At 44.9% G+C, this 13,116-nt stretch carries 4 protein-coding genes; all 4 read right to left on the reverse strand.

The window, feature by feature from the left end; translation table 11 throughout:
* Window positions 1-70: 70 nt before the first annotated feature.
* The gene (locus tag KP806_RS08445) at window positions 71-6,871 is read right to left on the reverse strand and encodes an OmpL47-type beta-barrel domain-containing protein (RefSeq protein WP_224723150.1); all 6,801 of its coding nucleotides are present in this window, start codon (window positions 6,869-6,871) and stop codon (window positions 71-73) included.
* Window positions 6,872-7,023: 152 nt separating this feature from the next.
* Complete coding sequence (locus tag KP806_RS08450) at window positions 7,024-8,649, reverse strand: DUF3502 domain-containing protein (protein ID WP_224723151.1); 1,626 nt, start codon at window positions 8,647-8,649, stop codon at window positions 7,024-7,026.
* Between the two features lie 274 nt (window positions 8,650-8,923).
* On the reverse strand, window positions 8,924-11,227 hold the full coding sequence (locus tag KP806_RS08455) for a helix-turn-helix domain-containing protein (protein WP_224723152.1): 2,304 nt from the start codon (window positions 11,225-11,227) through the stop codon (window positions 8,924-8,926).
* A 251-nt stretch (window positions 11,228-11,478) separates the two neighbouring features.
* Window positions 11,479-12,924, reverse strand: a complete 1,446-nt coding sequence (locus KP806_RS08460; protein WP_224723153.1) for a glycosyl hydrolase family 28 protein — start codon at window positions 12,922-12,924, stop codon at window positions 11,479-11,481.
* Window positions 12,925-13,116 lie beyond the last annotated feature (192 nt).

Consider the following 13,116-nt stretch of genomic DNA (forward strand, 5'->3'; position numbering starts at 1 on the left):
CCCGCTGCCAAGCGCAAAAAAAGAGAAGCAGACATGTATCCTGCTTCTCCTCCGATAAAATAAGTTCTAATTAATGCTTGCCTGATTGATCATGAGTCACCGTTACGGTTGCCGTTACTACCGTTTTGTTGCCCGCTTTGTCGGTAACTGTGTACGTGATGGTGTAGATGCTTCCTCTTTCCGCACGTACGCTGAATGAAGTGGCGGCTGTGCCGAAATCGGCCTGAATGTCGCCGCCTCTGCCGCTATCCGGCAGATTGCTCGTGATGGAGGTCAACACCACCGATTCGATCCCTGAACCGTCGTCGCTCGAAAGCAAAGTGGCATTGATCGGTACCATCTTATGATTCGGCGGCCAGATCATCGTCTTGTCCAACTGGACGGATAATGCAGGGGCTGTCTTATCCACTTTGAACTCAATCGTTTTGAGCTGTTCTACATTGCCGGCTGCATCCTTACTGCGGTAGCTGAGCTTATAAACTCCATCACCAAAGGAAGGAATGGAACCGGTGTATACCATCCACTCGCCGTCATTGACCTGATACTCCGTTATTACAGCTCCCCCGGCTGGATCGGCGGATACCGATAAGCTTACGGTAACATCCGTAGTGTACCAGCTGTTCTTGCCGGTAGGCTGGGCAGGGCTTAACGCTGCCGTGGTGACAGGTGCATTGTTCCAAATGTTGCCTACAACCGTGCTGGTTACATTCGATACATTGCCTACAGCGTCCGTTCCTCTTGCGTATACCGTATCATTCTCCTGAACAACAACGGGCTCCGTATAAGCTTCCCACTGGCCGCTATCGCCAACTTTATACTCTTTCACCACCGCATCGTCCGGATAGGTGATCGTTACGGTTACACCTTGATTGGTCAGAGCTTCGGTATCTACAGCCAAGATTGCATCAGCAGGCGGCATACGGTCGATATTGCCAACCGCATATTGGGTGATGTTTGAGACATTGCCCGCAGCATCCGTACTTCTTGCATACACCGTACTGTTTTCGGAGATCGCTACAGGAGCGCCGTAAGCGGTCCAAACGCCGGTCTCGCCAACCTTATACTCCTTCACTGCAGCATCGACCGGATAAGTGACCGTTACGGTTACATCCTGGTTCGTCGGCGCTGTAATATCGGTGGACAATACGGCGTCCGCAGGCGGCGTCCTGTCGATATTGCTGACCGTATAGCTGATCACATTCGATACATTGCCCACAAAGTCCTTACTCTGTGCATACACAATAACATTGTCGGATACGGTGACAGGTGATTCGTACGCTGTCCATGTGCCGTTCTCGCCAATTTTGTACTCCTTGACCGTCGCGTTGTCCGGGTAGCTGATCGTCAAGGTAACATTGCCGCTGGTCGGGTCTGTCATGTCAGCTGTGAAAATAGCGTCCGAAGGTGCTGTCTTATAGATGTTGCTGACCGTGTAGCTCGCAACTTCGGAGATGTTGCCTGCGGCATCCGCACTTCTTGCATACACCGTTGTGTTGTCGGATACCGTTACAGGAGCAGTGTAAACGGTCCATTCACCGTTATCGCCCACTTTGTACTCCTTCACCGCCGCGTCAAGCGGATAGTAGATCGTCACTGAGACATCTTGGTTGGTCGGCGCTGTAATATCTGCATACAAACCGGCCGCATCAGGCGAAGTCGTATCGTCGATGTTTACAGTAAGAGTATGGCGCTGCTCCTCATTGCCTGCCCAGTCCACGCTCCAATAAACGATCGTATGCTCTCCATCGGTGGTTAACGTAACCGTATTACCTTCTTGCTGCGTGCCGCCGTCAACGGTGTAATAAGTTGCCGCAACACCTGAGCTGTTATCTGCGGCATTGAGGTTTATCGTTGTACCTATGACAACCGAACCCTGAGGAGCATCATCCGTTGTGACCGGAGGCGTCACGTCTGCCGGTTTCACGACCCCATGGAATCTGACTTCTGCCATATTCCCATACCAAGTGTTTGCATTATAAATTTTAATATAACGATAAGGAACTTTACTGCTTACTTCAAAGGTTTGCCAATTCGGTGTAGATACCGCCGGAGTGGTGAGAGTCGTCCATGTCGTATTATCATTAGAGCCTTGGACTACTGCCCCGCGAATTCTGTCATACAAAGTTCTTCCGAGCAATTCTACACTCGAAAGCGTAGCTTGATTGCCTGCTTTAAATTCAAAGATAATGTAGCTTCCCGCTCCGGAGTTGTTGCCAATACGGAAGTCGGAACCCGTGCCAACATTGCTGTCAAACAAGTAATTCACCTGCTGCAAGGTTTGCGCGGCAGTTCTTCCTGAAGTGGAATCAATCAAATTTGCGATGCTGGTGACATTTTTAATCACATCCGACTCATCTACAACGTAAAGAGAAGTGTTGTCTGTTGTTTGAGTAGCCGGATAACCTTCCGTTCCATCTTGTTTATTGTAATTAATGTTGAATTTAACAGGGCCTGCTTCCACTCCTTGATTTAAGGTCGCCGTAGCCGTCCAGTTGATATTGTCAGTCGAAGATACAACTGCGTCCTGGCCTTGAATCGCGACTTTTACGTCTTTAATTGGATCTTTGGCTACAATCGCTAGTTTTACTGTGTTGCCGTGCACGATCCTGTTCACAATACTTTGAGGCGAACTGATCGAAGCCGATTGGATTCTGATCAGCGATTCATATTTTCCATGGAATCTCACCTCGGCCATATTGCCAAACCACGCATTGCCATTGTAAATTCGGATATAACGATACGGGACATTACCGCTGACCGGCAACGTCTGCCAATCCGGTGTAGAAACTGCTGCATTCGTGAGTGTCGTCCAGGTCGTATTATCGTTGGAGCCCTGAACCACTGCACCGTTTATTCGAGCAACTTGATCTTGTCTTGCTAGCAGTTCCACATTCGAAAGCGTAACTTGATTGCCTTCCTTAAAGTCAAAGGTGATATAGCTTCCGGAGCCGGAGTTGTTGCTTCCAATACGGAAGTCGGAACTCGAATTTGCATTGTTGTCAAACAGATAATTCACCTGTTGCAGGGTCGTTGCTGCAGTTCTTCCTGAAGTAGAGTCAATTAAATTGGCGATACTTGTTACATTGCCAATCAAATCAGACTCATCAACAAGGAACAGTGTCGAGTTATCTGTAGTACTGTGAATAGGGAATCCGACCGCTCCATCCTGCTGGTTGTAAGTAATGGCGAAATTTACTGTGCCTGTTGCTGTGCCTTGATTCAAGGTCGCTTCTGCTGTCCAGTTGATATGGTCAGTAGAAGTAACCGTCGCGGCCAAGCCTTGAATCGTGACATTGACGTTATGGATCGCTTCTTTGGATGTGAAGGCCAATTTGACCGTGTTGCCCGGAACAATCCTATTTTTGACGCTCTGAGCCGAACTGATCGAAGACGACGCGATCTGGCTCAGGGACTTCACAGCGCCATGGAGTCTTACTTCCGCCATATTGCCGTACCACGTATTCGCATTGTAAATCCGGATATAACGGTACCCTTTCGTATCGCTAACCTTCAACATCTGCCAATCCGCAGTAGATGCCGCTGCTTTGGTGAGAGTCGTCCACGTCGTATTATCGTTGGAGCCCTGAACCACTGTACCGCCTAGTCGAGCAACTTGATCTTGTCTTGCAAGCAGCTCTACATTCGAAAGCGTCGCTTGATTGCCTTCCCTGAAGTCAAAGGTCATGTAGCTTCCCGCTCCAGAGCCGTTCAACCGGAACTCGGAAGCCGTACTTGAATTGTTGTCAAATAGATAACTCGCTTGTTTTAAAGTATCTGCCGCGCTATAACCAATCAAATTGGCGAGGCTGGCCGCATTCGTAATCAAATCCGAATCATCGGCAGCGAACAGCTTGGAACCATCGGTTGTGCCATATAGGGTATCTCCGTTCGTTCCGTTCTGTTTGGTATAATCGACACTAACTTTCACATCGCCGATTTGATCTTGGCCGGTCAAAATTGCCGTAGCCGTCCAGTTGATATGGTCGGTCGTACTGACCGTGGCATCCTGACCTTGAATGTTGACCTTTACGTCTTGGATCGCTTCTTTGGCCTTGATGGATACTTTAATTGTATGGCCTAATGCAACCCTGCCGTTAAGAGCCTGATCCGAACTTAAGGAAACCGATTGAAGCTTGTTGCCGATTTCATGACGCGTTCCATAGATGTCAAAATCGCGCATTTCCAGGAGATTAACCACATTCCCGCGAAGAACATCGGGCAGCGGTTTGATCATTTCCAATTTGATATAACGGTATTTCTCATTTTGGTAGGCAGGATCCGCATCAAGGGTATGATAAGCTTGCGTATACTGGGTGACTCCCGGTGTCAGACGTGTCCAGTTCACCTTATCATTGGATCCGTATACCGTGGAGTTGGCGAGACGATCTACGAAGATATTGCTCTTGAACCCAAACTTCGTAACTGAAACCTTATAATCGGGACCGAAATCCAGCAAATGATACAAATGCGGCGGCGACCCCTGCGCCAGACCAAACCAAGCGCCGCTTTCCCAATCACCATCATTTACATAAATGGCATCTTTACCAAAGGTGGACCATGCTACAACCTTGGACCAAGGCATACCGAAATCAGTCAAAGGCGTCACTAATGCCAGACCATCGACTGCAGCCCTTAGCGCTTGCAATTGCTTATCGAAATCCACTTCGGACGCTGTGTTAATCAGACTCAACGTATCGTTATGAATCGTGTGGAAATGGTTAAGCGTTGCTTCCACGTAAACTTGGTTTTGATTATAGGACGAAGTGATAGCTTGTACTGCGGAAGCACGGTCGCTGCTTACGATAATGTTGACATTTTTGGCCGAAACGGCAGTGCCGTCCGTAGCCGCAACGATAACGGAATAATTCCCCGCCTCTGTAGGATGCCAGGAAAATGCGCCTGTATGGGCATCGATCGGAAGCCCTTGGGAATTATTCTGGAGCTCATACGCAATTACATCCGTGCTGCTTGCATCCGTAGCAGACAAATCTACATTCACGGTCGCTCCTACATAGGTATAGATCTTCAAATCCGAGCTTCCAGCTTTGAATACCGGCGGTGTCAGATTCGTATCTGCCGCCGCATCAACGGAGTCTATATCGACGGTAACACCGTTGGTACCTTTAACCGTCATAAAGACCATATCGCCAAAGCCCCCGGCCAGCACTACATATTTCCACTCCCCCTTTGTATCGGGAAGGGTGAAGATCGAACCGTTCCAATCAAAAGTGGCTACGCCATTGGTTCGAATCTTGAATCCGAAGGGTCCCGAACCGGCAGCGCCTGCAAAGCTGAGAACAGCTATTTGACTTCCTTCTTGCGTTGCATTAAATCGGATGAATCGGGTATCGCCCTCTTGCATAGTAGCCGAATTGTTGTCAAGATTCGTGTACCGGTCTTCCAGATGCAGAGTTTTTCCGTTTGTTTGATCCTGAGGAATAAATTTTGCCGCATCAGCCTCAGCCTCTTGAGGCAAATAGAGCCAGAAGTCATTGCCTGCATCCTTATTGCGCCAGCCATCGGGAGTTGACGGGAGTTTCTTGGTAAAGGCTTCATAATAATACGGTGCAATTTGGGACACATCTTCATGTTTTACATACGTATAGTAGGAATAAAAATCCCAGAAGTTAGCAGTTGAAAACCTTCCCCAGTAACCATGTGCAATTGTATTATAAGTATCTCTTATATATCCACCCATACCAATGTTATCAGGGTCGCCGCCGGTAATGGCGTATGCCTGCGGTGTCCATGGCGTATCATAACCGAGCATGAACTGCCAAAAATAGTCGGCTGCCGCCAAAAGTCGATGATTCAGGAACTCCATGATATCGACTGCATTGTCCGCAGTAGACGGGGTTCCGGCTACCGGGTCTACTTTGGTTCCCTGGGCGTGAATCAACCGGGTAATGATGGCCGCGTTGGTTAAATCGCCGCCACCATGTGCTTGGTCCCTGCCCATCTCCATATGCTGAACGTGAGGTTCTACCGGCGTTCCTTCCCCGACTATCGTTCCCGGCTTTTGTTCCTCCGTTACCCACCGGAACAGCGCCTTAATCGATCCGTTGAAGCCTTGGTCATTAGCTGTACGGTTAACGGTAAACCATTCAATAGCCTCATTGTATCGCTCGCGGTTGCCGGTAAAGATGTACCCGGATATAGCTCCAATGAGCGGATAATTATGCTGGTTCATAAAATGGTGTTGGCTATGCAGCAATGTTTCCGTTATCGGAATGATAAGATTATTGGTTAATTTAGCTGTATCTTGATCTGTCCAAGCCAGTGATTCTGTTTGCGTGCTTGTATACCTCATGATCTCCGCTGCCATGAGCATTCGGTTAAGAGGTATTCCTGCGTGAATATGAGCATCTGAATAGTACTTGTATTTCGCAGGATCCATCTGTTCCCAAATACGGATAATCATCATTGCATTGGCACGGTATACTTCATCGCCGGTCACATAATACATAACCGCCTGTGCATATGCCTTTATGCTATCTGCAATAAACCTTCCTTGAATACCCTGACTGTCGAAATAATCAGCGCTTGGCGTCTTGCCATCGCCGCTGTTGCTTGACGTAACCGTCTTCGAAGCTTCAGCAGCCGGGAGCAGCATGGTATTAAAATAGTACGTCCAAGGCTGCGCTCCTGCTCTGACCTTCGATCTAAGGTTTGCAAGAAGCTCCTTGGTCAGTCCGACACCGGGATGAGTAAATCCGGCTTCATCGGTTACTGGAGTAATCTCCGGCAGATAATCTGTAAAAATCGATGTTGTTTCCGCCTTAACGGTTACCGGCAAAGCGATTAGAAGCATCTGTGCTATCATTACAATGGCTGTAACAAGGGATAACACTCTTCTTCCCTTCTGTTTCATCTGTAATCACCCTTTCATGTTGCTAGGAAATTAAAGCGTTTTCAAATTTGTTTGATTATATAAGATTCGCATAGCCGGCATCTATCTAGGTTAGAAACATCTATAGATTTGATTTGCCTAAATCTATAGATGTTCCTGATTTTACTTAAATTTTATTTTTGAGCGAGGAAGGTATTAATTTGATTCTTCAATTCCTCTTTAATCTTATCTACACCTGAATCCTTCAAATCCTTATTCATCTTCGCCAAATTATCTTCAACTTCGCCAAAACCGGACAATAAGAATGGAAGATACTTATCCATAACGGTGTTGCATTTGGCCATTTCATTTTTTACAGGCTCCGGATCAAATGTAAATCCTGCCAATACATGCTTCTGATACGTATCCGGCTTAAATTGATATTCATAATATTGTCGGATCTGCTCCGGCAATCCCGCAGGAATTCTGGTTAATGTCGGATTCCAGGTCAACTGGTAACCAGGGAACGAGTAATTTTTAGCCGGATCGACTCCATCCGGAATCTTCCACTCCTTATCCCCCACAGCTTCCCAGTTTTTACCTTCGATACCGTAAGTGAATAAGTCATTGTTCTCCTGGCTGGAGAAAACCCAATCCAGGAATTCCATGGTTCTGTCAATTTTTTTGGAAGAAGCAGGTATAGCCATGAAATTCCATGCCTTGCCATCTGTAGATTGCGTCCCAGGCGCCATTTCCTGATTGTTCTTGAAGATCGGCCAGAAACCAATCTCCGCATTCGGATCTTTTGCCTTTTCTCCGGCTTCAATTCCCTTGAAACCATTTATTGTACCGTATCCGGCAGCGGCTGACTTTCCTGTTCCAGTCGTGTTTGTCAAGGTATCTGCCGGAATAAATTGGTTAAATCGCTTCGCTTGATTAAACTGGTTCATCAGATAATTCAGACCGTATTCGGGATGAAAGTTTGCCCATTCGGATGCCGGATCGCCATAAGCTGCCACACCTGCAACGGATTTCCCATCATCGGCGATTTGAACGTAAACGAAATTTTTCTTCGGATTACCTTGGCCGGTAAATGGAAATACTTTCCCCTCCAGCTGTTGTGCATTGATATCGGTAAATAGTTTGAAGAAAGCCGTATTTCCATAGTTCCCAAACGGGACCATGTCTTTTTCGTTTTCTTTCACTTTTTCAAGGTAGTTGTACAAATCGTCATAACTGCTGATATCGTTCATTCCATACTTCTTTAACAAATCTTTTCTGTACCATACACCTTCCATATCCATGAAAGAGTTTGTAACCGGAATAGCATAGGTTTTGCCAAAGATCTTATTATCATTGATATACTCTTCTGAGAAAGCCTTTTGAAGTCCGGGATATTTGGGATTGTTAAAGTATTCGCCTAAATCTGCCAATACACCGTCTTTGGCGAATTTAGCCAAATCCCACGGGATAAAGAGGTCGATGTCTTCTCCCGATGTCATCCATAATTGATGTTTTGTCATATAGTCGGCAGCCGGTGTCCATACCACATTCAATTTCGTATTAAGCGTATCCTGCGTCCGTTTCTCAAACTCTCTAAAAGCCGGATCGACATCGCGATAATGCCCGTTCTCATTCCCGAAGAAACGAATATTAAGCGTTACCGGATCCTTCTTTGTTGCGGGTTCAGTACCTTCTGTCGCATTGTTGTTAGGCGCAGTGCTTTCTGCTGGCTCGCTTGTTTGCTTGCTGCTGCATCCAACAAATAATGTAGCAAGCATCATTACAGCAAGCAGGGTTACTAAAAACTTTTTGTTCATTTTCTTTCTCCCCTTTTTACCTAAATATATTTCTCGGCTCTCGTCGTGGTAACACTGAAAGCCCTTTCTCTTTTGACTTTAATACCCCATTTATGAGTGTTCAAGTTCTCGTTTAATCAAACTGCCGATTTGATGGTTTTTGAACCTGTTCAAAAACACACTGCAACGGATCCCGATGCCATTTGAACTCAGCGGTTTACAGGATAAAAAACCGACAGCTTAGATGACTGCTTCAACAAGTCAATTCCGCTGTCGGCTCTTTATCTCTTACACTTTACCCATTCGAACTTTGCTTGCTTTGACTCCCATTATCAAGGACACTCATTCTATAATTCTCCGGGGTTCTGCCAAAGTGTTTTTTAAATACGGTAAAGAAGTGCTTGCTATTCTCTGGATAGCCAACCAATTCAGCAATCCTGCTGACAGGATCATCCGTTTCAATTAGAAGTCTCTGCGCTTCTGACATCCTGCATTGTGTAATATAATCCGACAACGATATACCCGTTATCTCTTTAAATATAGACCTGACATAATTAGGAGACAGCTCTACATGCTTTGCTACTGTATCCGTTGATATATTCATACTGCCATAATGCTTTCCGACATAATCTTTAATTTTATTCGCAATAAGGGTTTTTACATTTTCTTTAGAATCATTGCCTTTTGTCTCTACAAATTTGGAACAGAGTGAATAGAGATACGTTTTTATTTCCTCCAACGTTTCGCAAGTCTGGATCTCAGAAACAAGCACCTTTATGCTGTATTCTCCATTCTCAATACTAGTCTTGGCTAAACCGCTTAGTGTCCTTGTAAGCAACACGGCTAACTGCAACACCGTTATTTGTATTTCATCCGCACTAGATAAAGCAAGCCTTTCAAAAAACTCATTAAGGCTTGTGTCAATTTTTCTTAAATTGCGCTCTTTTATGGCTTCGATCATTTTCTTCTCAATATCATAAGGATATTCATGGAGATCATTATGATTTCGTTCAGCTATATCGCTAAATTCTATGACTGCTTTTCTACCGAATATGATTCGGTAATTCGAAGCTGCCAGCGCATTCTGGAAGGATTTGTTTACCCCCTCAACTCCTTCTACAATATCACCTATACCCGCAGATACCGATATCTTCAGATATTTGTCTACTTTATCTTGTATTTCCGTTGTCGTATCGATTAGTTTACTCACAATCTCGTCACTTCTATTCTTTACATTTAAAATAATACTTACATAATCATGTCCGTTATCAATACCCTCTACCTTAAATCGTTTTTCCCTAAAGAATTCAATTGCAATGTTAAGAATTGCAAATTTCACTAATCTTACGTCTTTCGACCATTTACCTGAAAGAACATTTTCAAGTGCATCCATTTTAAGTACAAGGGTCAAAAAGAATGGATCGTCAAAACTTATCCCGCATTCCATCATATAATCTTTGTCGTAGATTTTTTTGTCCATTTCCCCATCAACTAATTTCCCTAAAAATGTCTTCTTCTTGTCATTCAACAATCTGGTTGAATCCAGTCTGTATTTATGAAGCAATTTTCTAAAGGGATTATAGATACTTGATGTAAAAAATACAGCTAAAATGATCCCTGCAAGTATGAAAATAATCGTTACAATCAATAATGTCTTTTGCATAGAATATGCCGACGATAATAGCTTGCTATATTCGCCAATGCCTATAAATATCAAGCCTAAATGCTTTGCTTTCACATAACTGACAAGTGATTCCTTATCATTAATCTTCGTTATAAAACTGCCTTTTTCATTGTTAGACTGCATGATTTGTTTCGCATAGCTTTCATTGGCAAGATTTTTATTGATCATAGAAGTGTCATCATGAGATAATACATTACCGTCTTTATACATGATCAATACTTGATTAAGATCTCCGGCACTTCCACTGGTAACCATCTGCTGTAGGATTCTTTCATTTAAATTAATGACTAACGACGATTCAACTTCACCATTATTTGAAGAGTTTGCAAGAACCAAGGTCAAGAAATTTTCGCTTATATTTTTATTATTTATTACATAATCCACTTTTCTTGTGAAATATTCATCAGAAACGTTACGTTTTGAATTCCTCAGAATATGGATTATATCTTGATCCAAAAAATCAGTTGTCGACTGAATCCCTTCTCCAACCTCAGATATATTGAATATTACCCTGTCAGCCTTTGAATTATAAATATAAATGGAGCGAATAAGCGGATTTGACTTCACATATTGCCTTAATTTCTTTAATACATCTTGATCGGCAAATGCATCTATTTTATCAGCATACAAACCGTAATTAAGATCACTATCCAGACTATCATTAAATAAATGATAAAAGTTATAATAAACATTTATGAGCATTAGATCTGCAATATAATAAGATTGCGATATAAAATTTTCAGAGGTTTGGCTAACTTGCTCTATACTTTTATTGCTGTAGGTACGAAAGATGACAAAGGAAAAAACGGATAATAGCACGATAACAATAACTAAATAGGATGATAAGATTTTTATCAATAAAGTATTTCTTCTATAGAGACGTTTTAGCCTTCCCCCTACACGTTCTGTTTTCAATTTGCAGACCCCCTCGAAGTATATTCTCTCTGTCTCGTCGATATATGGGGAGAACGTCCTGGGAACAGCGATTTTGTATAACGCGCCATACAAAAGGCAGTCCCCCAGTTTGCCCAAGTTTCAACCGCTATTATTATAACTCAAGTATAACAGTTAAAATTCATTCGCTCCATTTTTTCGGCTCCAGAACATATTGGTTGAAGTTCCGGAGCCGAAATCAAAAGGGTAAAAGCGTCATTGGGGTCTGTGGATCAAGATTCTTTACGGAACTGAATGCCATGGGCGTGATCGTTGATGTCGAAATGCCCCTGCTCCGCATCCAGAATCAACTCGCCGTTTATCCTCAGATTGGTGAAGGTGACACCTTCCACACTCCGTTCACGGTCGAACCCGTAAATTCGGTTTTTGTTTTCATTTCTTCCATTATAGGTCACATTACGGAAATGAATGTTCTCAATTCGTTTACCGGAAACGGGGTTATATTTCTCGTTCCATACCACACGGATGTCCAGCAGCTGGCCCAGCTCAAAATCCTCTACACGGATGTTGTCAAATGTGACGTTCCGCACTGTGTTATTATCGCCGACATTTATATTCATGGCTCCCCAATAACCGGGCTGGGGCTCATGATGCTCCAAAATATCGATATTGCTGAATTGGATATCCTCAATCAAGTCGCCTCCCCGTCGGTAGTCCCCATGTCCGCCAATATTCATCGCATGGGCTACGTCAGCCCAAAGGACGGAGTCTTTGACACTTACGCAGCGTGAATCCCCTTTATAATCCCAACGGCTGCCGTAAACGGCAATGCAATCGTCGGACGTCCGCAGGAACACATCCTCGATCTCGATATGCGAGCTGGACATCATGTCGATGCCGTCGCACCACCCCCGCGTGCTGAAGGATTTGAAGTTGCGGATACGGATATGCTCGGACTTGCCGATATATATGCTGTAGTGAGGCGGGTCCAGCAGCACGATTCCTTCCACCGTGATATGGTTCGAATAAGTGATCCGCACACCTCGGAAAGCGGAAAACCGGTGGAAATCGGATAAATACAACACGCCTCTGCCACGAATCGTGACATCCTGCACATGGTCGCAGACAAGTGAGCCGACGACAATGGCGCCCCCGGCGATATAGACGGTTTTCCCGGACGGAATGCGGAAGATCGTCTCCTCCAGATAGTGCATCCCCGGCCCAAAATAGATGACTTCCGGCGCTGTACCTCCTGGCTCCTTCGGACTGTCGGCCAACTGATAAATATCCTCCATCCTATGAATAGCCGGCTTCAGGAACAGCACAGTCGAGTCTTCCGGCTTCGGCGGATTGTCCTCCGGGGCATTGGCGAAAAGATGCAAATTGCTAAACCGGTCCCCGTTTACTTCAATGGACAGCTTGCACGGTTCATTTAAACGGAAGGTTATTGCCGCTCCCTCTATCTTGAACGGAATTTGTTTCGAAAGAGGCCGGATGACGACTTGCTGTACGACTTCCTTCCGGCTCTCGACCCTTACCTCCACCGTTCCTTCCATATCGAAAAAGGCCATGGAGGCCTGTCTGACATTGTGCATATCCACCTTCGCTTCATACACGAAGAGCGGCTGCCAGCTCTCCCCCGGAATGCGGACGCTAACCTCAAAATCATCCCGGCCTACCGCCCCTTCGGGCGCCTCCCAAATTTTTAAAAAGCTCAACGAAGTTCTCCTCCTTGAAAATTGTTCCTTTCATCTTAATAGCATATTTGGGACTGTTCAAGTTCACGTTTTATCAAAATGCCGATTTGATGATTTTTGAACCTGTTCAAAAAAACACTGGAGCATATCCCGATGCTATTTGAACTGTTGACAGGATAATCCGTTTCAATGAGAAGTCTCTGCTTCGCCCCG

Origin of the sequence: Paenibacillus vietnamensis (genome assembly GCF_020169515.1) — a bacterium.
GTDB classification, from domain to species: Bacteria; Bacillota; Bacilli; order Paenibacillales; family Paenibacillaceae; genus Pristimantibacillus; species Pristimantibacillus vietnamensis.

Coding starts and splice junctions, on each gene's coding strand:
- KP806_RS08445 (WP_224723150.1), bottom strand. CDS start 6,871: ATGAAACAGAAGGGAAGAAGAGTGTTATCCCTTGTTACAGCCATTGTA.
- KP806_RS08450 (WP_224723151.1), bottom strand. CDS start 8,649: ATGAACAAAAAGTTTTTAGTAACCCTGCTTGCTGTAATGATGCTTGCT.